Annotated in this window: 19 protein-coding genes; 17 read left to right on the top strand and 2 right to left on the bottom strand. The window is 65.4% G+C overall.

What is annotated here, in order from left to right; translation table 11 throughout:
- From HK108_RS12140 to nrdR, 17 genes are all read left to right on the top strand, one after another.
- A complete protein-coding gene (locus HK108_RS12140) occupies nt 1-1,467 on the top strand; it encodes a UDP-N-acetylmuramoyl-tripeptide--D-alanyl-D-alanine ligase (protein ID WP_139908251.1) in 1,467 nt (488 codons plus the stop codon).
- Nucleotides 1,464-2,552 (top strand): phospho-N-acetylmuramoyl-pentapeptide-transferase, encoded by a 1,089-nt coding sequence (gene mraY, locus HK108_RS12135; RefSeq protein WP_139469765.1) that lies wholly within the window; start codon nt 1,464-1,466, stop codon nt 2,550-2,552. Before HK108_RS12140 ends, mraY begins: the two co-directional genes overlap by 4 nt.
- Nucleotides 2,545-4,065, top strand: coding sequence for a UDP-N-acetylmuramoyl-L-alanine--D-glutamate ligase (murD, locus tag HK108_RS12130; RefSeq protein WP_219922352.1), 1,521 nt, complete (start codon nt 2,545-2,547; stop codon nt 4,063-4,065). The genes mraY and murD overlap by 8 nt, the downstream gene beginning before the upstream one ends.
- 1 nt (nt 4,066) lies before the next feature.
- Nucleotides 4,067-5,677 (top strand): putative lipid II flippase FtsW, encoded by a 1,611-nt coding sequence (gene ftsW, locus HK108_RS12125; protein WP_181271722.1) that lies wholly within the window; start codon nt 4,067-4,069, stop codon nt 5,675-5,677.
- 1 nt (nt 5,678) lies between these two features.
- The gene (murG, locus tag HK108_RS12120; RefSeq protein ID WP_181271721.1) at nt 5,679-6,779 is read left to right on the top strand and encodes an undecaprenyldiphospho-muramoylpentapeptide beta-N-acetylglucosaminyltransferase; all 1,101 of its coding nucleotides are present in this window, start codon (nt 5,679-5,681) and stop codon (nt 6,777-6,779) included.
- Between the two features lie 2 nt (nt 6,780-6,781).
- Nucleotides 6,782-8,197: a UDP-N-acetylmuramate--L-alanine ligase gene (murC, locus tag HK108_RS12115; RefSeq protein WP_181271720.1), complete on the top strand. Its 1,416-nt coding sequence runs from the start codon at nt 6,782-6,784 to the stop codon at nt 8,195-8,197.
- Nucleotides 8,198-8,202: 5 nt separating this feature from the next.
- Entirely contained in the window at nt 8,203-8,958 is a 756-nt protein-coding gene (locus HK108_RS12110) for a cell division protein FtsQ/DivIB (protein WP_181271719.1), read from the top strand.
- Between the two features lie 270 nt (nt 8,959-9,228).
- Nucleotides 9,229-10,416 carry a cell division protein FtsZ gene (gene ftsZ / locus HK108_RS12105; protein ID WP_139469770.1) on the top strand — a complete coding sequence of 396 codons (1,188 nt, stop codon included), beginning with the start codon at nt 9,229-9,231 and terminating at the stop codon, nt 10,414-10,416.
- Between the two features lies 1 nt (nt 10,417).
- A complete protein-coding gene (gene pgeF / locus HK108_RS12100; protein ID WP_181271718.1) occupies nt 10,418-11,176 on the top strand; it encodes a peptidoglycan editing factor PgeF in 759 nt (252 codons plus the stop codon).
- 78 nt (nt 11,177-11,254) lie between these two features.
- Complete coding sequence (locus tag HK108_RS12095; protein WP_101546293.1) at nt 11,255-11,773, top strand: cell division protein SepF; 519 nt, start codon at nt 11,255-11,257, stop codon at nt 11,771-11,773.
- A gap of 93 nt (nt 11,774-11,866) precedes the next feature.
- A complete protein-coding gene (locus HK108_RS12090) occupies nt 11,867-12,166 on the top strand; it encodes a YggT family protein (protein ID WP_101546294.1) in 300 nt (99 codons plus the stop codon).
- A gap of 303 nt (nt 12,167-12,469) precedes the next feature.
- The gene (locus HK108_RS12085; protein WP_181271717.1) at nt 12,470-13,273 is read left to right on the top strand and encodes a DivIVA domain-containing protein; all 804 of its coding nucleotides are present in this window, start codon (nt 12,470-12,472) and stop codon (nt 13,271-13,273) included.
- 124 nt (nt 13,274-13,397) lie between these two features.
- The gene (locus tag HK108_RS12080) at nt 13,398-13,934 is read left to right on the top strand and encodes a signal peptidase II (protein ID WP_139469774.1); all 537 of its coding nucleotides are present in this window, start codon (nt 13,398-13,400) and stop codon (nt 13,932-13,934) included.
- Nucleotides 13,927-14,850, top strand: a complete 924-nt coding sequence (locus tag HK108_RS12075; RefSeq protein WP_139908244.1) for an RluA family pseudouridine synthase — start codon at nt 13,927-13,929, stop codon at nt 14,848-14,850. Before HK108_RS12080 ends, HK108_RS12075 begins: the two co-directional genes overlap by 8 nt.
- Nucleotides 14,851-15,090: 240 nt before the next feature.
- The gene (gene dnaE, locus HK108_RS12070) at nt 15,091-18,600 is read left to right on the top strand and encodes a DNA polymerase III subunit alpha (RefSeq protein ID WP_219922360.1); all 3,510 of its coding nucleotides are present in this window, start codon (nt 15,091-15,093) and stop codon (nt 18,598-18,600) included.
- A gap of 71 nt (nt 18,601-18,671) precedes the next feature.
- Nucleotides 18,672-19,982, top strand: coding sequence for a histidinol dehydrogenase (gene hisD, locus HK108_RS12065; protein WP_181271715.1), 1,311 nt, complete (start codon nt 18,672-18,674; stop codon nt 19,980-19,982).
- A gap of 2 nt (nt 19,983-19,984) precedes the next feature.
- Nucleotides 19,985-20,482: a transcriptional regulator NrdR gene (gene nrdR, locus HK108_RS12060; protein WP_025777954.1), complete on the top strand. Its 498-nt coding sequence runs from the start codon at nt 19,985-19,987 to the stop codon at nt 20,480-20,482.
- A 257-nt stretch (nt 20,483-20,739) separates the two neighbouring features.
- On the opposite strand, the gene HK108_RS12055 is transcribed toward nrdR, so the two are convergent.
- Together HK108_RS12055 and HK108_RS12050 are read right to left on the bottom strand one after the other, a co-directional pair.
- Nucleotides 20,740-22,971 (bottom strand): HelD family protein, encoded by a 2,232-nt coding sequence (locus tag HK108_RS12055; RefSeq protein ID WP_181271714.1) that lies wholly within the window; start codon nt 22,969-22,971, stop codon nt 20,740-20,742.
- A 233-nt stretch (nt 22,972-23,204) separates the two neighbouring features.
- The gene (locus HK108_RS12050) at nt 23,205-23,957 is read right to left on the bottom strand and encodes a spermidine synthase (RefSeq protein ID WP_229664115.1); all 753 of its coding nucleotides are present in this window, start codon (nt 23,955-23,957) and stop codon (nt 23,205-23,207) included.
- Nucleotides 23,958-24,238: the final 281 nt, after the last annotated feature.

Here is a 24,238-nt window from a genome sequence, read left to right as displayed (position 1 = left end):
ATGAAGCGACTGACTGCAGCCGAAATCGCAACCGCCCTGGGCGGCGAGTTGTACGGCATCGACCCCGAGACCCCATTGACCGCCGGTGTGGTGACCGACTCGAGAGAAGTCGGACCCGGCGATATCTACGTCGCCCGCCGAGGCGAGAGCTTCGACGGCATCGAATTCGCCGCCGCCGCCGTCGAGGCGGGAGCGGCCCTGATCATCGGCGAATCCGTCCCCACCATCGACGACGAACCTCTGCCGGTCGTCGTCGTCGCCGATGCCACCGAAGCGCTCGGCCAGTTGGCCAAGCACAGCATCGAAGGCCTGCGCACAGACGGCGAACTCACTGTCATCGCGATCACCGGTTCCGTCGGCAAGACCACGGTGAAGGACCTCGCCGCGGATCTGCTCTCGGGTGAGGCGGAGACCGTGTGGCCGCCGAACTCCTACAACAACGAGGTCGGAGTCCCATTGACGGCTCTGCGTGCGGTCGAAACCACCCGTTTCCTCGTCCTCGAGATGGGCGCACGGTCGATCGGCAACCTCGCCTATCTGACGAGCCTCATCCGACCAGATATCGCCGTCGAGCTGGCCGTGGGCACCGCCCACTCCGGAGTCTTCGGTTCGATCGAGAACACCGCGCGGGCGAAGGCCGAACTCGTCGAGTCCCTGACGGCCGGATCCACCGCCGTGCTCAACGCCGACGACACCCGCGTATCGGCGATGCGCGAGGTGCTCGCTCCAGAGGTGACCACCCTGTGGTTCTCACAGCGTGAGTCCCTGCCCGAATGGGTCGGTGCCGACGACCTGGTCGTGCGCGGTACCTCGGTGTCCACGGATTCCTCCGGTCATCCGACGTTCACCCTCACCCTGCCCGGTGAGGAGCCCCGCGATGTGCGTCTGGCGCTCATCGGCGAGCACCACGTCGGCAACGCTTTGGCGGCAGCCGCCATCGCCCACGCCTGCGGCGTAGCGGCCAGATCGATCGTCACGACGCTGTCGACCTCCTCGGCGGCCAGTCGCTGGCGGATGGAGCTCATCGATTCGCCGTCGGGCGTGACCGTGCTCAACGACGCCTACAATGCGAACCCCGAATCCATGCGGGCCTCCTTGAAGACCCTGGCCTCGATGGGCCGCGGTGATGAGGAGAACAGCCCACGTCGCACCTTCGCCGTGCTCGGCGAGATGCTCGAACTCGGGTCCGAATCGGTGTCCGCGCACTCGGACATCGGCGAACTCGTCGTGCGCCTCAACATCACTCGCACCATCGTCGTAGGAGAGGGCGCGAAGCCGATCTTCAACGCTGCGAACCTCGAAGGCTCCTGGGGCAACGAGGCGGCCTGGGTCGCCACCGCGGCCGAGGCGAAGGACCTTCTGAGCGCCGAACTCGCTCCCGGCGACATCGTTCTGTTCAAATCCTCCCGCGATGCCGGTCTGCGCTATCTGGGAGACGAAATCGCCGGAGTATCGGGGGCCCAATGATTGCCGTACTGCTCGCAGCCTGCCTGGCTCTCATCTTCGCTCTCGTCGGGACACCGCTGTTCATCCGGGTGCTCGTCAAGAAAGGGTACGGCCAGTTCGTCCGTGACGACGGTCCGACCTCGCACGCGACGAAGCGCGGAACCCCGACCATGGGCGGAGTCGTCATCATCGGCGCCGCAGTGCTCGCCTACCTGCTCGGACACCTGTTCACCGGTTCCGTGCCCACAGCGTCGGGTCTGCTCGTGCTGTGGCTGGCCGCAGGACTGGCGGTCGTCGGCTTCCTCGACGACTTCATCAAGATCAAGAAGCAGCGGTCACTGGGACTGCGCCCCATGCCGAAGCTCATCGGCCAGGCCTTCGTCGGAATCTCGTTCGCCGTGCTCGCGCTGCAGTTCCCGAACTCCTTCGGTGAAACCCCGGCGTCGACGAAGGTGTCGTTCATCCGCGACACGAACCTCGACCTCGCCTTCGGTTCGGCGATCCTCGGCCTCATCCTGTTCGTCATCTGGGCGAACCTCATCGTCACCGCTGTCTCGAACGCGGTGAACCTCACCGACGGCCTCGACGGACTGGCCGCCGGCGCCTCGGTGGTCGTCTTCGCCGCCTATGTCGTCATCGGCACCTGGCAGTCGACCCAGAACTGCAATCTCATGTCCGAGGCCACGAACGCCTGCTACTACATGCGCGACCCCCGCGACCTCGCGATGGTCGCCGGCGCCATGGCCGCGGCCTGCTTCGGCTTCCTGTGGTTCAACACCTCGCCGGCGAAGATCTTCATGGGCGACACCGGTTCGCTGGCCATCGGCGGTGCCTTCGCCGGACTGGCGATCATGTCGCGCACCGAGCTGCTGCTCATCGTCCTCGGCGGACTCTTCGTCATCATCACCCTGTCGGTGATCATCCAGGTCGCTTCCTTCAAGACCACCGGCAAACGCGTGTTCCGCATGGCGCCCCTGCAGCACCACTTCGAACTCAAGGGCTGGGCCGAAGTGACGATCGTGGTGAGGTTCTGGATCATCGCCGCCCTCTTCGTCATCGCCGGAATCTGCCTGTTCTACGCCGATTGGGTGGCGCGCATTGGCTGATGAACCCACCACCAAGGAGATCCCGGCCGCACTGCACGGACCGAGTTCATCCCTGGCCGGACTGCGCATCCTCGTCACCGGTCTCGGGGTGACGGGATTCCCCGCTGCCGTCCACCTCGGCGAACGCGGCGCCGATGTCATCGTCATCGACGGCGACGCCACCGCCGATGTGAGCGAGAAGGCGCAGATCCTCGAGGTCTTCGACGTCGACATCCGACGGGGACCCGAACACGTCGAAGCTCTGCCCGAGGGCGAATTCGACCTCGTCGTCACCTCACCCGGATGGCGTCCGGACCAGCCGGTGCTCGCGGCCGCAACGAAGGCCGGCATCCCGGTCATCGGCGAAGTCGAACTCGCGTGGCGGATCCGCGGCACCAACGACGCCAAATGGCTCGCCATCACCGGCACCAACGGCAAGACGACGACCACGACGATGCTCGAATCGATGCTGCTGGCAGCAGGGCTCAAGGCCAAGGCCTGTGGCAATATCGGCACCCCGCTGCTTGAAGCCGTGCTCGAACCCGGCCTCGAGGCCCTCGCGATCGAACTCTCGAGCTTCCAGCTGCACTGGCAGGAGTCGATGAGCGCCGACGCCGCAGCCGTGCTCAACATCGCACCCGATCACCTCGATTGGCACGGCAGCGCCGAAGCCTATGCGGCGGACAAAGCGAAGATCTTCCACAATGCGAAGCTCGCCTGCGTGTACAACTGCGCCGACGAGGTGACTCTGCACATGGTCGAGGACGCCGACGTCATCGAAGGAGCCAAGGCCATCGGCTTCACCACCGGTGTGCCTCGCCCCGGCGAGCTCGGCGTCGTCGAGGACCTGCTGGTCGACCGGGCGTTCATTCCGCAGCGCTACTCATCGGCCGCCGAACTCGCCTCCCTCGACGATGTGGCGACGGCCACCGGGGTCGCGCGTTCGCGGCCCGCCTCCCACCAGGTCGCCAATGCTCTGGCCGCAGCCTGTCTGGCCCGCGCCATCGACGTGCCCGGTCAGGCGATCGCTGCGGGACTGCAGAACCATTCACTCGGCGCCCACCGCATGGTCACCGTCGCCGAGGCGGACGGCATCCGCTGGGTCGACGATTCGAAGGCGACGAACACCCACGCCGCGAATGCCTCGCTGGCGGCCTTCGACTCGATCATCTGGATCGCCGGGGGACTGCCCAAAGGCGCCGACTTCACCTCGCTGTTCGCCGACCACCGCGAACGGCTCAAGGCACTCGTGCTCATCGGATCGGACGACTCGGCTTACCGTGAGGCCATCGCCGCGACCATCCCCGACCTCGAAGTCGTCCGCATCGAACCGGCCCTGGCCGTGGACTCCGGAGTCCCGAAACGCCGCGGAGAGGCCGTCGCCGCGGCCGCCGTCGACGCAGCCGCACGGTTGGCCGAAGCCGGAGACACCGTTCTCCTGGCACCGGCGGCCGCGAGCATGGACCAGTTCCTCAACTACAACACTCGCGGCGACCTCTTCGCCGAGGCCGTCAACTCGCACCTGGAGCGCTGAGATGGGACGGCAGACCACCGCGAAGGCGGATGAACGCCGCCGCCGCAAGCTGGCGAGGACGTCTGTCTCCGCATCCGCTCCGACGACGTCGACCACGTCACGGTCGACGACCGGGCGGCAGCAGACGGGGGTCAAGACCGCACCGAAGGCGCGAAACGCGAAGTCTGCCGGCACAGCGTCTGCCGCGAAGACAGCGCCGACGACGACCGCAGGCAGGCGCTCGTCAGGAACCGGCAGGTCGGCATCTGCCGCACGCGACTCCAGACCGAAGGCGGGGGCGGCGAAGAAGCCTGCGAAGGCCGCGGGGAAGAGTGCCGCGAAGGCCACCTCGAAGAAGCCTGCGAAGGCCGCGGGGAAGAACAAGACCGCCTCGGTGCTCAAGAAGGCATGGATCCATCTGCGCGATGACATCTCCAGCCTCTCCGCGCACCCGCTGACGACCTACTTCCTCATCCTCGCCTCCGTCGTCCTGCTCACAGGACTCGGCCTGGTCATGGTGCTCTCCGCCTCATCGATCACTTCCTACGACGGGGGAGCCGGCTCCTCATTCGCCTACTTCAACAAGCAGGCGATGTTCGCCGGGGTCGGCCTCGTCCTCATGTACATCGCGAGCCGGATGCCGCTGCAGTTCTGGAAGCGGATCGCATGGTTCGCCATCATCGGCGGACTCCTCATGCAGGCGGCGGTCTTCGTCCCCGGACTCGGCAAAGAGACGAAGGGCAATGCGAACTGGATCGGGTTCGGCGGATTCCAGATCCAGCCCTCGGAGTTCCTCAAGGTCGCCCTCGCCCTGTGGCTCGGCTTCATCCTCGCCCAGAAGGCCGGGAAGATGACCACCTTCGGCCATGCCATGATCCCCGTCGTGCCCGGAGTCCTCGGCGCCGCCGGACTCGTCGTGGCCGGCAACGATCTCGGCACCGGCCTGGTCATCATGGCCATGGCCGTCGTCTGCCTGTTCGTCGGCGGATTCCCGATGAAGTACTTCATCCTCCTGGGTGGCGTGCTCGCCGCGGCGGTCACCTTCTTCGTCCTCAGCTCCCAGAACCGTCTTGACCGCATCCAGGCGATGCTCACCGGTCACGCGGATCAGAGCGCTGCAGACACCATGGGCCAAGCCTGGCAGTCCAACCACGGGCTGTTCTCGCTGGCCTCCGGCGGATGGTTGGGGGTCGGGCTCGGCGCCAGCCGTGAGAAATGGTCCTGGCTGCCCGAAGCCCACAACGACTTCATCTTCGCCATCATCGGAGAGGAGCTGGGCCTCGTCGGCACCCTCGTCGTCATTCTCATCTTCGCCGTCCTCGGCTTCGCCATGGTCCGCGTGGTGATGCGTTCGAACAGTCTCATGGTCCAGGTCGCCACTGCCGGCTTCTTCGCCCTCATCATCGGGCAGGCCGGAATCAACATCGGCGTCGTCACCGGACTGCTGCCGGTCATCGGTCTGCCGCTGCCGTTCGTGTCCTACGGCGGCTCCTCGATCATCGCCTCTCTCCTCGCAGTGGGAGTGGTGCTGTCGTTCGCTCGCACCGAACCGGGCGCCGAGGCGGCCATCGCTGCCAACAAGGAACGTCTGCGATCCTCACTCGCCGTGCTTGCCCGCAAGAAAAGGAAATGAGATGACGAGTATCCTCCTCGCCGGTGGAGGCACCACCGGCCATATCTCGCCGATGCTGGCGATCGGCCGCGAGCTGCGCCGGCAGCACCCCGACTGGGATGTCGTCGCGTTGGGCACCCCAGACGGGCTCGAAGCCGAAATCGTACCGCGTGCCGGGTTCGAACTGCTCACCATCGACAAGGTGCCCATGCCGCGGTCGATCAGTCCCGCCCTGCTGAAGTTCCCGGGACGCTTCCGCGGCAATATCTCCGCCGTCAAGCAGATCATCGCCTCCCGCAGCATCGACGCCGTCGTCGGCGTCGGCGGCTACGTCTGCCCGCCGGCCTTCCTCGCCGCCAAACAGGCGAAGATCCCACTGATCGTCCACGAAGCCAATGCGAAGCCGGGAATGGCGAACCGCCTCGGCGCCCGACTGACCACCACCGGGCGCGTCGGGATCACCTTCCCGGACACCGAGCTGCGGAATTCTATCCTCGTCGGCATGCCCATGCCCACCGAGATCACGGATCTCGACCGCAGCGACGCGGGACAGCGCGCGGGGTTCCGTGCCGATCTCGGGCTGCGCGACGACCGTCCGGTCCTCGTCGTGACCGGCGGTTCCTCCGGTGCGCAGAAGATCAACGAAGCGTTCCTGGCCACCGCGACCGCGTGTCAGGAGGCCGGCGTCCAAGTCCTCCATATCACGGGGGCCGGAAAGGGCGAGGCCCTGCGGGAGGCGGCGGCCGAGCTGCCCGACTACCAGGTCGTGGACTACGTCGACGGAATGCATCGGGCCTATGCGGTCGCCGATCTGCTCGTCGCCCGCTCCGGTGCCGCCACGGTCTCCGAAGCCACGGTCGCCGGAGTCCCGGCGGTCTACGTGCCGCTGGCCATCGGCAACGGCGAACAGCGACTCAACGCCTCCGGAAGCGTCTCGGCCGGTGCCTCACTCATGGTCGACAATGCAGAATTCTCACCGTCGACGGTCGTCGACACCATTCTGCCGCTGCTGGCCGACCAGCCCCGTCTGACGCAGATGAGCCAGGCGGCACTGCATCTCAACTACCCCACCGATGCCGCGGCCCGCATGGCCGCCATCGTCAACCGCGCGCTGGAAGGCTGACCATGACCTCTGCGAACACGAGCCCCGCGAACATCGTTCCCGTCGGCGAACTCGGAGCCGTCCACTTCATCGGCATCGGCGGATCGGGAATGTCCGGAATCGCCCGGATCATGGTCATGAACGGAGTCACCGTCTCCGGTTCGGACGCGAAGGAATCCAACGTCGTCGACGTTCTCCGGACGCTGGGCGCCACGGTCACGATCGGGCATTCGGCCGACAACCTCGGCGAGGCCGATACTCTCGTCATCTCATCGGCCATCCGCAAGGACAACCCCGAACTCGTCGAAGCACAGCGCCGGGGACTGCGCATCCTCCACCGGTCCGGAGCGCTCGCTTCGCTCATGGTCGACCGGCGGGCCGTGGCCGTGGCGGGCACCCACGGGAAGACCACGACCACGTCGATGACCACCGTGGCGCTGCAGGCCTGTGGAGTCGACCCGTCCTTCGTCATCGGGGGAGTGCTGTCGACGACGGGCACGAACGCCCATCTGGGCACTGGAGACGTCTTCGTCGCCGAAGCAGACGAATCCGACGGGTCGTTCCTCCTCTACGAACCGGCCATCGGCATCCTCACGAACGTCGAAGCCGACCACCTCGATCACTACGGCACCCCGGAGAAGGTGCGCGAAGCCTTCATCGAGTTCTGCGACGGCATCCAGACCCGAGGTGGAACGATCATCGCCTGCGCCGACGACCCCGGCTCCCACGACGTCGCCCTGCACTCCCGCAGTCAGGGAGCCAACGTCGTCCTCTATGGCACGTCCGAGGATGCCGATATCGTGCTGCGTGACCTCGACTCCGGAATCGGCTCGAGCTTCGTCCTCGACCTGCCCGGCCGGGACGGCGAGCTGCGAGTCGAACTGCGGCAGCCGGGGATGCACAATGCACTCAACGCCACAGCCGCCATCGCCGTGGCACACAGCCTCGGCGCAGATGTCGAACGTGCGGCCACGGGTCTCGCCGGCTACGGAGGCACCCGCCGCCGCTTCGAAGAACGCGGAATCGCCGCCGGCGTGCGCGTCATCGACGACTACGCCCATCACCCGACCGAGGTGCGCGCGGTGCTCAGCGCCGCCCGCGGGGTCGTCACCGACGGGGGACGGGTCTGGGCCGTCTTCCAACCCCACCTGTACTCGCGGACGATGGAATTCCGGGAGGAATTCGGACAGGCCCTCGGTCTGGCCGATGAGGTCGTCGTCCTCGACGTCTTTCCTGCGCGCGAAGATCCCGTGCCCGGAGTCACCGGCGCGCTCATCGCCGACCGTGTCCCGCACGAGAACGTGACCTTCCTGGAGTCCTTCGCCGAGGCGGTCCCCTTCGTCGCCGCTCGCGTGAAGCCAGGCGATCTCGTGCTCACTGTCGGTGCCGGTGACGTGACCATCCTCGGGCCCGAGCTGCTGAGCGCGTTGGAGGGCTGACGCCCATGGTGCCGCTTCCCCCGGCTCAGGCCGGTGACAACTCCACCGCGGACCTCACCGGAGTCATTCGGGCCCGCCGCCTCAAGACCTGGCGTCGACGCCTCATCGGCATCGGCATCGTGGCCGCCCTCATCGCGCTCGTCGCCGTCGCCTGGTTCTCGCCCCTGCTGACACTTAAGAAGGTGCAGGTGAGCGGCAGTCGACTGCTTGACATCGATGAGGTCAGCAATTCCGTGCTCGACGACCAGGGCGGCCGACCGCTTCCGCAGGTGCGTCCCGGTCGCGTCGAGGACGCCGTGCTGGAGGAATTCCCGAAAGCCGAGGCGGCTTCCGTCCACTACGCGGGTCCCAGGGCGCTGAAGATCGAGATCACCGATCGCACCCCCGTCATCGCCATCAGAGGCGAATCCGGCTATCGCCTCTACGACTCCGAAGCCGTCGACCTCGGCACGGTCGACACGGCACCGAAGAAGCTCACGGTGCTCAGCGGCGGAGGACACCAGCCGGACAGAGAGACCGTCTCCGCGGTCATCCGCTTCATGGGCGAACTGCGACCGGAGCTGAGGCGTCAGCTGGTGACGATCGAGGCCAAGGACGCAATGAGCCTCAAGGGACGCCTCGACACCGGAAAGCAGAAGGCCACGGTCGTCTTCGGCGATTCCTCGGACTCCAGCCTCAAAGTGCGCACCGCCGCCCAGCTGGCCGCCGAGGGCCGCACCGAGATCGATGTCTCCGTGCCCTCGGTGCCCGTGACCGACTGAGTCCCACCCGGCCGGTCGTCGGTCCGAGCCGGTGTCGAACACTTCGCCGCGGCCGCCCCGGGCCTCCGTGAGCTGCCCCGTATGGGCAAGTCGCTGCGATTGCCTCCGTTTGGCCCCGACACACCGGGTGTGAAGTTTGGCCGAACCCCGACACTCCGGCGAGAATGGTTGCAGTGAGATTGCCCCGCCCAATAGCCTCAGGGCAGAGAACACAGACCGAATGCGCACGCAGACCCTGCGGAGCGCAAGCGCTTGAGACGAGGAACCGACTTGGCTGAATTCCCACAATCCGGAGCGGACATCAAAGTTGCCGGAACTGGCGGCGGCGGTGTCAACGCTGTACAGAGGATGATCGACGTCGGCCTGCGCGGCGTGGAGTTCATCGCGATCAACACCGACGCCCAGGCTCTCGTCCTCTCCGACGCCGATGTCAAGCTCGAGATCGGCCGTGACCAGACTCGAGGCCTCGGCGCCGGCGCAGACCCGGAGATCGGCAAGAAGGCCGCCGAATCATCCGAAGACGCCATCCGCGACGCTCTCGAGGGCGCGGACATGGTCTTCGTCACCGCCGGCGAAGGCGGCGGCACGGGAACCGGTGCCGCCCCGGTCGTGGCCCGCGTGGCCCGGTCGCTCGGCGCTCTGACCATCGGCGTCGTGACCCGCCCCTTCACTTTCGAGGGACGCCGTCGTTCCGCGCAGGCAGAAGCCGGCATCGCGGCGCTGCGCGAAGAGGTCGACACCCTCATCGTCATCCCCAACGACCGTCTGCTCTCGATCTCCGATCGCAGCGTCTCCGTCGTCGAAGCATTCCGCTCCGCCGATGAGGTCCTGCGCTCCGGTGTCCAGGGCATCACCGACCTCATCTCGGTTCCGGGTCTGATCAACCTCGACTTCGCCGACGTCAAGTCGGTCATGCAGGATGCCGGGACCGCGCTCATGGGCATCGGTGCGGCAACCGGCGACGACCGTGCCGTGCAGGCGGCCGAATCCGCGATCGCGTCCCCGCTGCTGGAAGCCAGCATCGACGGCGCCCACGGAGTGCTCTTCTGCATCACCGGCGGCGGCGACCTCGGACTCTTCGAGGTCAACGAGGCCGCACGCCTGGTCCAGGAGGCCGCGCACCCCGAGGCGAACATCATCTTCGGCGCCGTCATCGATGACAACATCGGCGACGAATGCCGAGTGACCGTCATCGCCGCCGGATTCGACAACACCTCCCCGAACGCGGAGGTCGCCGGATCCGACCAGATCCCCGCGCCGATTCCGGCCGCCGCTCCGGCCGAGACCGAGTCCGAGTCGCCCGTCATCGCCGAATCCGAGCCCGAGGCCCCCGAAGCCGACGAGCCTGCACCTGCGCCGCGCCGCAGCGAGGAACACCAGATTCCCGCTTCGCTGCCGGGCGAACGCAGCAGCTCGAACTTCGACTCCGACCTCGATATCCCGGACTTCCTCAAGTAATATGCTGCGCTCGAGGTTCGTCATCCCGGGCGGGCGCACCGCCCACATCGCCTTCACCGACCGGCACGGCGGATACTCGAGCGGGGACTTCTCCTCGTTCAACCTCGCCCGCCACGTCGGAGACGATGACGAACTCGTCGCAGCCAACCGAGCCGCTCTCGCTCAGGTCATCAGCCTGAGCGGCGAGCGGCTCTCGTTCGTCTCCCAGGTCCACGGCACCGATGTGCACATCATCGGCGACGAAGCACAGCTGCGGCAGACTCCGGTGGAGGCCGACGCCCAACTGACGACCGTCCCGGGGATCGGACTGGCGATCATGGTCGCCGACTGCACCCCTGTCATGCTCGCCGATGCCGACGCCGGAGTCATCGCCGCCGTCCACGCGGGTCGCCCGGGAATGGCCGCAGGAATCGTCGGCAGAACAGTGGCCGCGATGCACGACGCCGGTGCACGGGACATCCACGCGGTCATCGGTCCCTCGGTGTGCCCGCGCTGCTACGAAGTCCCAGCCGAGCTGAGGAGCGAGGTCGCGGCGATCGAGCCGACGGCCGCCTCGGTGTCGGTGACCGGAACACCGGCACTCGACGTCGCCGGAGCCGTGGCCGAACAGCTGCGCCGGAACGATGTGACCATCGATCATTTCTCGCGCACCTGCACGAAGGAATCCGAGGACCTCTTCTCCTACCGCAGGCAGAAGCGCACGGGCCGATTCGCAGGGATCATCTGGCTGCAGGAAGAAAACACCGCGACACACCCATAGGACTCACCGGCCCAGATGCTCGCGTGCGATAGTTTGGGCGACAGGTGAGCAAGTGCCGAAGTCCGAGGAGCTTTAGACATGTCAGCAATCAAGAAGACGCTGGAATACCTGGGTTTCGTCGAAGAAGAGGACGAGACCACCCAGCACACCGACCGTCGTGAACCCGCCCGCCGGGACCGCGAGGTCGTCGAGACCTTCGACGAGGACGACCAGTACGACGAACCAGCCGCAGCCGAGGAACGGACTCCGGCTCCGGTGACACCGATCCACCCGTCACCGATCCGTCCCGTAGACACCCCGGCGCCAGGAACCTCAATGAACCGCATCAGGACCATCCACCCCCGCAGCTACAACGACGCCATGGTCATCGGTGCCGCCTTCCGTGAGGGCACCCCTGTGATCATGAACCTCTCGGAGATGGACGAGAACAACTCCAAGCGCCTCGTCGACTTCTCCGCCGGTCTCATCTTCGGCCTCCACGGGTCGATCGAGCGCGTGACGAACAAGGTCTTCCTGCTCACCCCCGAGAACATCGAAGTCGCCGGCGAGAGCGAAGCCGATTCGGATACTCAGGCCAGCTTCTTCAACCAGAGCTGAGTGCGCTGGAGAATCTCTCAACTCGTCCTCAGCTGGAGCCGATAGGCTGAAGCCTCAGAACTCAAGCAACAACGAAAGGCGCGGGGGACCCACGTGGCCATCATCTTCTACATCCTCGGTACTGCACTGAGCCTCTACGTCTACGTGCTCCTGGCGCGAGTCGTGCTCGATCTGGTCCAGGTGTTCTCCCGCGATTGGAGGCCCACCGGCTTCCTCCTCGTCCTCGCCGAGATCGTGTACACACTCACCGATCCGCCCCTGAAGCTGCTGCGCAAGATCATTCCGCCGCTGCGGCTGGGACAGGTCTCGCTCGACCTGGGATTCATCGTCCTGCTCATCGGCATCCAGATCATCGCGTCGGTGTTCTTCAACCTTTCGCACACCTCCGCCTGATGCCCGCCATCACAGTGTTCTCCGCTGAAGAATCACTGTGAATGGATATGGGGGACCGCGTGAAGAATGTGCCGGTCGATTAAGAGTATTCGATTGATCGAATACCGGATAAATGGTGAATATGCCCACCAGAATTGGCTGTTCGTGTGCTCGAGTTGTTAGCCTCGAATGCGGAAAACTTCGTCATTGAAGCGAGACACGCCATTACTGCGGGACAAAACTGCAGGTGTTACGCTAATGTGACGTTGAAGCCGTCCTTCTGGGCGGCAGCGTAATGAATGTAGATCGACCGAAGGTGACCTCATGGCGCTCACGCCTGAAGACGTAGTAAACAAGCGGTTCCAGCATGTGAAGTTCCGCGACGGGTACGACCAGGACGAAGTCGACGATTTCCTTGATGAGGTCGTCGTTGAGATTCGCCGTCTCTACCAGGAGAACGACGAACTGCGTCAGAAGCTCTCCACCGCCGAACAGCGTGTGAAGGAACTCGAAGCCGGCGGCGCCTCCGCCGCACCGGCACAGGACATCGACGCCACTCAGGCGATGCCCGCCGCTGTTCCTGCTCCCGAAGAGAAGGAAGAGGCTCCGGCTCCGGCCGAGGCACCTGCCGCTCCGGCACCGGTCGAAGAGACCCCGGCCCCGGTCGTCAAGGAAGCCGCTCCCGCTCCGCAGGACAACTCCGCTGCACCAGCGATGGCCGCCGGTGCTGCCGGTGGAGCCGCGGGTGCCGGACTCGGTGCTGCCGCGGTCGGCGGCGACGGAGACGCTCATGGTCTCATCGCTCTGGCCCAGCGCGTCCACGACGAGCATGTTGCCGAAGGTGAGCGCAAGCGCGACGAGCTCATCAAGGGCGCCGAAAAGGAAGCCGCCGACATCGTCGGCAAGGCCGAATCCAAGCGCGACGAAACGCTGTCGACCCTCGAATCGCAGAAGTCGACCCTCGAGCGCTCCATCGACCAGCTCTCGAACTTCGAGCGCCAGTACCGCACTCGACTCAAGAGCTACCTCAACGATCAGCTGCGTGACCTCGAGAACTCCACGAGCCTGGCTCCGGAGACCCTCGACGGAAACGGCCCACTGGGCGGTTCCTCGAACCACAAGCTCTGATCTCAGCGCATCACCGACCGAGGTCCGGGAACTCCGCGGAGTACCCGGGCCTCCGTCGTGTCCGCACACTGCACCGTCGTGCGGGTGAATCCCGCGGCCTCGGCGGTGGTCTAGAATGAACCAAATGAACGATCCTGCCTCACGGGTGAAACGACCTCGCGCCGCCATGATGGCCCTGCTGTTCACAATCGCGGCAGTCGTGCTCGTGATCGATCAGTTCACCAAATTCCTCGCCGTCAGTCTCCTCGAAGACCAGCCTCCGGTGCCTGTGATCGGATCGCTGGCCGGATTCACCTTCTACCGCAATCCCGGAGCCGCCCTCGGCCTCGGCTCGAGCGTGACGTGGATCTTCCCGATCATCGCCATCGGCGTCTTCGTCGCGATCCTCGTGATCTCGCGCAAACTCGGCTCGAGAGCCTGGGCGATCGGTCTCGGTCTGCTCTTGGGCGGACTCTTCGGCAACCTCGTCGACAGGCTCTTCCGCGAACCCGCATTCCTGCACGGAGCCGTCGTCGACTTCATCGATCTGTCGCTGTTCATCTGCAACGTCGCGGACATCGCGATCTCCGCTGCCGCGGTGACCTTGGTCATCGTCAGTCTCAGAGGCATCGACATCGACGGATCGGACTCCACCCGCGTGAAAGAGGACTCTCATGACTGAACGCTCCATCCTGGTCCCCGAGGGACTCGACGGTCAGCGCGTGGACGCTGCGATGTCGAAGCTGCTCGGCCTTTCCCGGACCGCCGCCGCCGATATCTGCGCCGACGGGGGAGTGGAGATGTCCGGGCGTCCGGTCATCAAGTCCGATCGCGTCATCGCCGGCGAACGGCTCGACATCATGATGCCCGAACCGAAGAAGCCCCTCGAGGTCGTGCCCGATCCAGTGCCGGGAATGCGCATCGTCCACGACGAGGACGCATTCGTCGTCGTCGATAAGCCCGTCGGGGTGGCAGCACACCCGGCTCTCGGTTGGACCGGACGCACCGTCGTCGGCGGGCTCGCCGCCGCTGGATTCCGCATCGCGACTTCCGGCGCCCCCGAACGTCAGGGCATCGTGCAGCGACTCGACGTCGGAACCTCGGGGCTCATGGTCGTGGCGAAGAGCGAATACGCCTACAGCGTGCTCAAACGCGCCTTCAAGGAACGCACGGTGGAAAAGACCTACCATGCGGTCGTGCAGGGACTGCCCGATCCAGTGCTCGGCACCATCGATGCCCCGATCGCCCGACACCCCAAGCACGACGGACTCTACGCAGTGCGCACCGAAGGCAAGAACGCGATCACCCACTACGAGGTGATCGAAGCCCACCGCCGCGCCGCACTCGTCGAGGTCCACCTGGAGACCGGACGCACACACCAGATCCGCGTCCACTTCTCCGCCACCAAACACCCCTGCGTCGGCGACCTGCCCTACGGTGCCGATCCGGTGCTGGCGAAGGAACTCGGTCTGGAACGCCAATGGCTGCATGCCGTCAAACTCGGCTTCCACCACCCCGACACGCAGAAGTGGGTCGAATTCGAAAGCGGCTACCCCGAGGACCTGCAGACCGCGCTCGACCGGATCCGGCCGCACTGACGCCGCGGCCACGCGCTGCCGCTTGCCGGACTGTGTCGGAGACTGACTGCTGAGCGACGCGCCGACGGGACCCGCACAAACCGGAACCTCGTCGTGAAGTGCCCGGAACAACAGTCGCGGGAACCCGCTCCACGGGTGCCGATGGACTAAGCTGGAACGGCAACACCGGCAACTTCAGGAAGGCGGCGCCCAGTGCCGAACGAGGACTTCGTCCACCTCCACGTCCATACCGAATACTCCATGTTGGACGGTGCGGCCCGCCTCGCCGATCTGATGGCGGCGACGAAGGCATCGGGAATGTCCGCTATCGCCACGACCGATCACGGATACCTGTTCGGCGCCTTCGACTTCTGGTCGCAGGCGACAGCCGCCGGAATCAAACCCATCATCGGCGTCGAGGCCTATGTCACCCCCGGCACGGACCGTCGGGACAAGACCCGCGTGAAGTGGCGCACCGACGAATCGCAGAAGAGCGACGACCTCTCCGGCGGCGGTCTCTACACCCACATGACCCTGTTGTCTCGGAACAACACAGGCATGCGCAACCTGTTCAAGGCATCGTCGTATGCCTCCCTGGACTCGGTGACGGCGAAATGGCCTCGACTGGACCAGGATCTGCTCGAGAGCTACTCCGACGGACTCCTCGCCACCACCGGCTGCCCGTCGGGAGAGGTGCAGGTGCGGCTGCGCCTGGGACAGTACGAAGAGGCCAAGGCGGCCGCCGGGAAATACCGTGAGATCTTCGGCAAGGACAACTACTACGTCGAACTCATGGACCACGGTCTGTCCATCGAGAAGCGAGTGACGAAGGACCTCATCCGGCTGTCGAAGGAACTCGACATTCCGCTGGTCGCCACCAACGACCTCCACTACACGCACGAATCGGATGCGAAGGCGCACGAGGCGCTGTTGGCCATCCAGTCCGGCTCCAAGCTCATCGAACCCACCTACGATCAGGGCGGTTCGCGATTCGCCTTCTCCGGTTCCGGCTACTACCTCAAGACCCCCGCAGAGATGCGGACCCTGTTCAAGGAATTTCCCGAAGCCTGCGACAACACCCTCGAGATCGCCGAGAAGTGCGAAGTCTCCTTCGACACCTCGGCGAACTACATGCCGAAGTTCCCGTGCCCTCCCGGTGAGGACGAGACCTCGTGGCTGATCAAGGAAGTCGCGAAGGGTCTCGACTACCGGTACCCGAACGGCGTACCCGACGACGTCCGCCGGCAGGCCGACTACGAACTCGACATCATCATCTCGATGGGCTTCCCCGGCTACTTCCTCGTCGTCGCCGACTTCATCAACTGGTCGAAGGACAACGGCATCCGCGTCGGACCCGGCCGTGGTTCGGGAGCCGGCTCCATGGTCGCCTACGCCATGCGCATCACCGACCTCGATCCGCTGCAGCACGGACTGTTCTTCGAGCGCTTCCTCAACCCGGACCGTGTGTCCATGCCCGACTTCGACGTCGACTTCGATGATCGTCGCCGCAGCGAGGTCATCGACTATGTGACCGAGAAGTACGGCGATGAGCGTGTGGCGATGATCGTCACCTACGGCACGATCAAGACGAAGATGGCGCTGAAGGACTCCGCGCGGGTGCTCGGCAAACCCTTCTCGATGGGTGAGCGGCTGACGAAGGCGCTGCCGCCGGCGGAGATGGCCAAGGACATCCCGCTCAAGGACATCGAGGACCCGGAGTCCAAGCGGTACAAGGAAGCCGGGGAGTTCCGCGAACTCGTCGACACCGATCCGGAGGCGAGGGAGACCTTCGAGACCGCGAAGGGCCTGGAAGGGCTGAAGCGTCAGTGGGGCGTCCACGCCGCCGGTGTCATCATGTCCTCGGATCCGATCATCGACGTCATCCCGATCATGCGTCGGTTCCAGGACGGTCAGGTCATCACCCAGTTCGACTACCCGACATCTGAGGGCCTCGGGCTCATCAAGATGGACTTCCTGGGGCTGCGGAACCTCACGATCATCTCCGATGCGGTGGAGAACATCAAAGCCAACCGGGATTTCGATCTCGACCTCGAGCACCTCGCCCTCGACGACCCGGCGGCGTACGAGCTGCTGACCCGCGGCGACACCCTCGGCGTGTTCCAGCTCGACGGTGGCGGTCTGCGTGCCCTGCTGCGGATGATGAAGCCGGATAACTTCGAGGATATCTCCGCGACCCTGGCGCTCTACCGCCCCGGTCCGATGGGCGCGGATTCGCATACGAACTATGCCCTGCGCAAGAACGGTCTGCAGGAGGTCACCCCGATCCACCCGGAGCTCGAGGAGCCGCTCAAGGAGATCCTCGACACCACCTACGGTCTCATCATCTACCAGGAGCAGGTGATGGCGATCGCGCAGAAGGTCGCCGGCTATTCGCTGGGCCAGGCCGATATCCTCCGCCGCGCGATGGGCAAGAAGAAGAAGTCCGAGCTCGACAAGCAGCAGGTCGGATTCTTCGGCGGAATGAAGGAACGCGGCTTCTCCGAAGCCGCCGCTCAAGCCCTGTGGGACATCCTGCTGCCGTTCTCGGACTACGCGTTCAACAAGGCGCACTCGGCCGCCTACGGCGTCGTGTCCTACTGGACCGCCTACCTCAAGGCGCATTACACGGCCGAATACATGGCGGCCCTACTGACCTCGGTCGGTGACAACAAGGACAAACTCGCGATCTACCTCAACGAGTGTCGTCGCCTCGGCATCACCGTGCTGCCTCCGGACGTCAACGAATCCGCCCTCCACTTCACCCCTGTCGGTACGGACATCCGCTTCGGCATGGGAGCGGTGCGCAACGTCGGCGCCCACGTCGTCGAGGGCATCGTCGAGGCCCGCGGAGAGAAGGGCTCCTACTCCTCGTTCACGGACTTCCTCGACAAGGTGCCCAGTCACGTGTGCAACAAGCGCACGATCGAATCGCTCATCAAGGCCGGCGGCTTCGACTCGCTCGGCCACAGCCGCCGCTCACTCGTCGAAGTCCACGAGGAGGCCGTCGACTCGGTCATCGGCGTCAAGAGGCAGGAAGCCAACGGTCAGTTCGATCTCTTCGCCGGTCTCGGCGGGGGAGACGACTCACCCGGATTCTCCGTGACAATTCCCGACCGTCCGGAGTGGGAGAAGAAGGAGAAACTGTCCTTCGAGCGCGATATGATCGGCCTCTACGTCTCCGACCACCCGCTCAACGGGCTCGAAGGCGTGCTGGCCGCTGAATCCGATGCCTCCATCGCCGAGGTGGTCGACCCTGAATCACACCGTCATGACGGATCCCAGATCAAGGTCTGCGGAATGATCACGCAGGTCACCCGCAAGGTGTCGAAGAACTCCGGGCGTCCCTATGCGATCGTGACCTTGGAGGACCTCGAAGCCGAGATCGAAGTGATGTTCTTCGGCGACACCTACGAGCCCGTGGCGAGCCTTCTCGCGACCGACCTCGTGATCTCCCTGACCGGACGCATCCGCACCTCCGATGACCGTCCGACCTCGCTGATGGCGATGTCGATGACGATTCCCGATGTCACCGACCCCAACGATCGGCCGCTCAACCTCATCATGCCGATGGAGAAGGCGACAGAGGAGATGGCGACGAAACTCAAGCAGATCCTCGAATCAAACAAGGGCCAGACCGATGTCCACATCACTCTGTCCCAGCCGGGACGGCAGACGGTGATGCGCCTCGACAGGTCGATCCGAGTCGACCCGAACCCGAGCCTCTACGGAGACCTCAAGGCGCTGCTGGGATCCCGCTGCCTGAGCGTCTGAGGCGCGAGCGCCGAGCCCGCCCTCGTCCGCACTTCGGGCGGGAGGAGAGCGGTGCTGCTGTGGAGACTAGAATGGTGCGGGTGAACATTCTGGACTTCCGTGGTGAGACCCTCAACAAGCGATTCCTGGCGCAGAAACTGCCTCGGGCCGCCGAGACCCATGCCGATATCGAACGACGGGTGGCTGAACTCCTCGACACCGTCGCCGGTGGGGGAGCGGCCGCGGTGAAGGACTTCACCGAACGCTTCGACGGAGTGCGCCCCGAAACGCTGCGGGTACCGGAATCCGCGCTGGCCGAAGCAGCGGCAGAACTCGATCCCGCAGTCAGGGCCGCGCTCGACGAATCGATCGCCCGCGCCCGGAAGGTCGCCGCCGATCAGCGCCCCGTCGATGTCCGCACCGAACTGGCCTCCGGTGCCTTCGTCACCACCCGTCACCTGCCGGTCGAACGGGTCGGACTCTATGTGCCCGGCGGACTGGCCGTCTACCCGTCGACGGTGATCATGAACGTCGTGCCAGCACAGACGGCCGGTGCACGCTCGTTGGCGATCGCCAGCCCACCGCAGAGCAATGGTCTGCCGCACCCGATCGTGCTCGCCACCGCACACATCCTCGGCGTGGACGAGGTCTGGGCGATGGGTGGGGCACAGGCGATCGGTGCTCTGGCATATGGCTTCGACGACGGTGAGGACCTCGAGCCGGTCGACCTCATCACCGGTCCTGGAAACGCCTATGTGGCTGCGGCGAAGTCGCTCGTCCGCTCCCGGGTCGGCATCGACGCGGTCGCCGGCCCTACAGAGATCATCATCCTCGCCGACGAACAGGCGGATCCGCGCTTCGTCGCCGCCGACCTCATCAGTCAGGCCGAACACGACGAACTGGCCGCCTCGGTGCTGGTCACCGACTCCGTCGATCTCGCCGACGCGGTGCAGAAGGAGCTGGACGTGCAGGTGCCGGAGGCGATGCACACCGAGCGGATCGGGACGGCTCTGGCCGGACGGCAGTCGGCGATCGTGCTCGTCGACGACCTCGACGCCGGGATCACCGTCGTCAACGGCTATGCCGGTGAGCACGTCGAGGTCCACACGGTCGATGCGGAAGCGGTCGGGGCACGAATCACGAACGGAGGCGCGGTCTTCCTCGGCGATTGGGCCCCGGTGTCACTCGGTGACTACTGTGCCGGGTCGAACCACGTGCTGCCCACGATGGGCACCGCCGCGCACGGCTCCGGGCTGGGCGTGCACTCATTCATCAAGGTCAGCCAGGTCATCGACTATGACCGACAGGCACTGTCCGCGGTGGCAGAGCACATCGGTGTTCTCGCCGACGGCGAACAGCTGCCGGCCCACGGCCGGGCTGTCGACATCAGGTTCGAGGAGTAGAGATGCGCTGTCCGTTCTGCCGTGAGTCCGATTCTCGGGTCGTCGATTCGAGGACCAGCGAAGACGGCGCTGCAATCCGCCGGCGCCGGCAGTGCCGTCATTGCGGTCGCCGCTTCACCACGATGGAGGCCACGAGCCTGTCGGTGATCAAACGCTCCGGAGTCACCGAGGAATTCTCCCGTCAGAAGATCATGTCGGGTGTGCGCAAGGCCTGCCAGGGACGTCCGGTCAGCGACGATGATCTCGCGAAGCTCGCTCAACGGGTGGAGGAGAATATCCGGTCGCGCGGAATCGCCGAGATCGACGCCGACGAGGTGGGACTGTCGATCCTCGAACCGCTGCGCGAACTCGACCAGGTCGCCTACCTGCGATTCGCCAGCGTCTACCAGGGATTCGACTCGCTCGAGGACTTCGAGGCAGCGATCGATTCGCTGCGCGCCGATGCGCTGCTGCAGTCCGGTCAGACTCGGGAACCCACCCCCGACGACTTCGCCGACTGAGCTGCTCGGGGACCCGGCCGACCGGATCCTGAGACTGCTGAGATTTCTGTCAGAAATCTTCGTTTCGAGTACCGCGGTACAGAAATAGTTGTGTAGTATTGAACGTGCGCGCTACGGCGCGCGGCCGCTTGCGGTTCGGAGGGGAAGCCGAACCCAAGCGGCCTTTCACATTCACCCCTCAATTACTACCTGACGGCGGCCCAGCAACCTCGCGCGAGGTTGCTGGGCCGCCGTCAGGTAGTAATACGGGGTTTGGGTCAGCCGGCTTGGCGGATCGTTTCGGCGGAGAAGAGCTCGGTGAGTTCCGTCGATGCCGATGCCAGGACACGCAGACGTTCAGTCGTGCGGGTCAGCGCCACATAGAGGCCGCCGACGCCCTCTTCGCCGCCGAGCGGAGCGATGCAGCCGGGTTCGACGATGATCACCGCATCGAACTCGAGGCCTTTGGCCTGCTGCGGGGTGATGAGGGCGATCTGATGATCCAAGCCCGTGACCGACCGCCCGAAATCGAAGTCCGCGATCGCCTCGGCGATGGGCTCGATGAGTTCCTCATCAGCGATGACGGCGATCTTCCCACCTTCGGCGGCGGACACCTCGGCCGCGACCGCCTCGGGGAGGGCGCCCAGCATCTCCGATTCGTCGGCGAAGGTATCCAGGCGCGGATCCGATCCTCCCTGGCGCACCGATTCGACGAGCTCGAGCTGCGGGAAATGCCGGTGCAGGTAGCGATTGGCCAGATCCATCACCGACTGCGGGGTGCGGTAGGAGACCGTGAGCACCTGGAGGGCGAAACGATCTCCGACGAATTCGCTCAGGATCGATGACCAGGTGCGGGCGTTGTCGACCTGCGAGGACTGGGCGAGGTCACCGACGACCGTGGCCGACTTCGACGGCACGCGACGGAAGAGCACCCGCCACTGCATGGGAGAGAGCTCCTGCGCCTCATCGACGACGAGGTGGCCGTACGTCCACTCGCGGTCCTCGAGAGCGCGTTCGGCCAGCGTCATCGTCGGTCCCTGTTCCTCCCAGCGGGCAGCGAGGGTCTCGGCGGAGACCATCCCTCCGGTCTCGGTCATGTCGACGACGGCTTCGGCGTATTCGCGTGCCGAGTCATCCCGCGCCTGCGTCTGCTGCGGGGCGGAACCGAGCAGCTCGGCCAACTCGTCGAGCAGCGGCACATCGTCGACCGTGAACTCATCCCGACGCTGCTCGAGCAGCATCGACTGCTCGGCAGGAGTGAGGACCTTGCGGGCAGCGGCCTGCAGCTTGTGCGGCCTGCCCAGCAGAGACCGCAGCGCGGCGGCCGGGCCGATGGGGAACCATGCGAGGTTGAGGGCGCGTCGGACGTCGACGGAGGAGCGCAGGTCTTCGAGCAGCTCGGGCAGCCGTTCGCCGGCCGCATCCATCCCCATCTCACGGGCGAGATCCTCGGCGAGGATCTTCAGCAGACCGGTGACGAAACCGGTGCGGGCGGCATTGTGCGGGTCCCCGCTGCGACGAGCCCGATCGCGCGCGGACTGAACGTCCTTACGACGCAGCACGATCGTGTGCGAACGCACCCGCATCTCGACATCGTGATCGGGAATGCGCTGGTAGTTCGCAACATGGTTCTTCAGCACCCGAGCCATGACGGAGCGGCCCTTGATCTCGGCGACAGCCGGTGCATCTGCGGCATCCGTATCGAGTCCCGGATACAGCTGACCGGGAGTGAGCAGAACGGCCCCGGTTTCGCCGAGGCTGGGCAGAACCTTCTCGATGTACTTGAGGAACACAGTCGACGGGCCGACGAGGAGGACACCGGACTTCGCGATGCGCTCCCGGTGACGGTAGAGGAGGAAAGCGGCACGGTGGAGCGCGACGGCGGTCTTGCCGGTTCCCGGCCCTCCCTGGACGACGAGCACGCCGGAGAGCGGGCGGCGGATGATCGCATCCTGCTCGGCCTGGATGGTTGCGACGATATCGCCCATCCGTCCGGTGCGATGAGTGCTGAGGGCGGCGAGGAGTGCGCCTTCGCCCTGGAGATTCGACCGCTGAGCGTCATCGAGTGCGTCGATGTCGAGCACATCGTCTTCGATGCCGGTGACCTTCCGGTTCGCGGTGACGAGGTGACGTCGGCGGGCGATCCCGTCGGGGTTGGCGGCCGTCGACTGGTAGAAGCGCTCGGCAGCCGGTGCCCTCCAGTCGATGAGGATCTGCTGACGCTGTTCGTCGGTGAGTCCGATGCGACCGATGTAGGTGGGGTCGTCTTCGTCGATGATGTCGAGGCGACCGAAGCACAGCCCCTCCTCGGCGCCGTCGAGACGGATGAGCTGATCTTCGTACATCGTCGCGAAGGCATCGCGTTCGGTGCGGTGCTGGTGGTTGCCTCCGACCTCGGAGACCCTCACCGTGCCCAGGCGGGCCGTCGTCTCCTCCCGGAGCTCATCGAGGCGGGCATAGAGCTCGTCGAGCTTGGTCTGCTCGACACGAATTTCTGAAGTTTCGGTCATCTCACCTTCTTGGGTCGGCATTCAATTATGCCGAACTTTCCCCGGTGTCTGTAGTCGCATCGTCATTTCGGACCGGGGCGTACCTCACATTCCCTGTCTGCCGGGGGTAGGCAGAGCCAGCCGGGTCAGCAGGGCGAGGGGAGAAGAGCCAGCTGGGTCGGAAAGTGCAGGAGCGTGGGACCCGAGAGGCGGCCGGTGCCGACGTGAAGGTCAGAGTCCCGATCTCGTGAAGATCAGAGGCCCAACCTGGAGCGCAGTTCTGCTCCCGCCAGGAAGGTCGCTGAGGAGGCGGCGGTGCGCAGACTGCGGTCGAGCCCGCCCGTGTCGAGGGGAGTATTGGAGGCGAGGACGACGACGTTTCCGCGTCGACGTCCCTTGAGGATCGCCGGTTCCGTGGCAGCGGCAAGATGGGCGAAGTGGTCGCCGAGGCTGCGGAGTTCGGACCGGAGGACGCGGTGGTCACCTGAGTCAGGCACATTGGCGACATAGATGCCGGAGCCCTTGACCGCCTCGGCGCAGGAGGCGAAGAACTCCGAAGTCTGCAGAGAGGCAGGAACCGAGTCGTGGTCGAAGGCGTCGCGGACGAGGACGTCGAGGGTCTCGGGCCGGAACTTGCCGATCTCCACCGCTCCGTCGCCGGCGCGCAGCGCCAGGGCGGGGGAGCGGGGCAGGTCGAACCAGTCGCGAGCGAAGTCGAGCAGCTTGGCATCGATGTCGATCGCCGTCTGCTTCGATCCCGGTCGTGCCGAGTTCAGCGCCCGGGCCAGAGCACAGCCGGCGGCACCGATGTGTGCGGCCCGCAGCGTCCGGTCAGGGAGCTGAACGTCGATGATGCGTCGCATCCAGTCCAGGTACTCGAAGTCCAGTCGCTGCGGATCGCTGAGCGTGATCGACGAAGAAGGGACCCCATTGACGTGGAGCACATAGGAATCGGCCTCACCGTCGAGCTTCTCCAGCCGGGCTTCACCCGTCGAGATGTCGACCACTTGAGAACCAGGAGCTGTGTATATCCGTCGCTTCGCCACTCCTCACTTGTATGCCAGTAAGGCGTGTGAGGCAATTCGGCCCGGATTCTCGTGGGGATGACGGATGCGACTCGCCCACCAGAGCGCTGTGGACCCGTGTGGTCCATCCACAGGCGCAGACCAGGATCTGGAGGAACGGATGCGGGATCGGTTGAAGTGGGTACCCAGACAGGCAGCCCATCCCAGGCATGGGCCTCGCCTCAGTCACAGGAACCGCTCCGCATCAGCCGGTTCCACACTGA

This window comes from Brevibacterium sediminis, assembly GCF_013623905.1.
Classification (GTDB): domain Bacteria; phylum Actinomycetota; class Actinomycetes; order Actinomycetales; family Brevibacteriaceae; genus Brevibacterium; species Brevibacterium sediminis.
Note: the sequence above shows the minus strand (reverse complement) of the source record. Positions and strands in the feature narration are given on the sequence as shown.

Bases quoted from the DNA above. Each gene is read 5' to 3' on its own strand.
- HK108_RS12140 (WP_139908251.1), top strand. From the start codon at position 1: ATGAAGCGACTGACTGCAGCCGAAATCGCAACCGCCCTGGGCGGCGAG.
- mraY (WP_139469765.1), top strand. From the start codon at position 1,464: ATGATTGCCGTACTGCTCGCAGCCTGCCTGGCTCTCATCTTCGCTCTC.
- ftsW (WP_181271722.1), top strand. From the start codon at position 4,067: ATGGGACGGCAGACCACCGCGAAGGCGGATGAACGCCGCCGCCGCAAG.
- murG (WP_181271721.1), top strand. From the start codon at position 5,679: ATGACGAGTATCCTCCTCGCCGGTGGAGGCACCACCGGCCATATCTCG.
- murC (WP_181271720.1), top strand. From the start codon at position 6,782: ATGACCTCTGCGAACACGAGCCCCGCGAACATCGTTCCCGTCGGCGAA.
- HK108_RS12110 (WP_181271719.1), top strand. From the start codon at position 8,203: ATGGTGCCGCTTCCCCCGGCTCAGGCCGGTGACAACTCCACCGCGGAC.
- pgeF (WP_181271718.1), top strand. From the start codon at position 10,418: ATGCTGCGCTCGAGGTTCGTCATCCCGGGCGGGCGCACCGCCCACATC.
- HK108_RS12095 (WP_101546293.1), top strand. From the start codon at position 11,255: ATGTCAGCAATCAAGAAGACGCTGGAATACCTGGGTTTCGTCGAAGAA.
- HK108_RS12085 (WP_181271717.1), top strand. From the start codon at position 12,470: ATGGCGCTCACGCCTGAAGACGTAGTAAACAAGCGGTTCCAGCATGTG.
- HK108_RS12080 (WP_139469774.1), top strand. From the start codon at position 13,398: ATGAACGATCCTGCCTCACGGGTGAAACGACCTCGCGCCGCCATGATG.
- HK108_RS12075 (WP_139908244.1), top strand. From the start codon at position 13,927: ATGACTGAACGCTCCATCCTGGTCCCCGAGGGACTCGACGGTCAGCGC.
- dnaE (WP_219922360.1), top strand. From the start codon at position 15,091: ATGTTGGACGGTGCGGCCCGCCTCGCCGATCTGATGGCGGCGACGAAG.
- hisD (WP_181271715.1), top strand. From the start codon at position 18,672: ATGGTGCGGGTGAACATTCTGGACTTCCGTGGTGAGACCCTCAACAAG.
- nrdR (WP_025777954.1), top strand. From the start codon at position 19,985: ATGCGCTGTCCGTTCTGCCGTGAGTCCGATTCTCGGGTCGTCGATTCG.
- HK108_RS12055 (WP_181271714.1), bottom strand. From the start codon at position 22,971: ATGACCGAAACTTCAGAAATTCGTGTCGAGCAGACCAAGCTCGACGAG.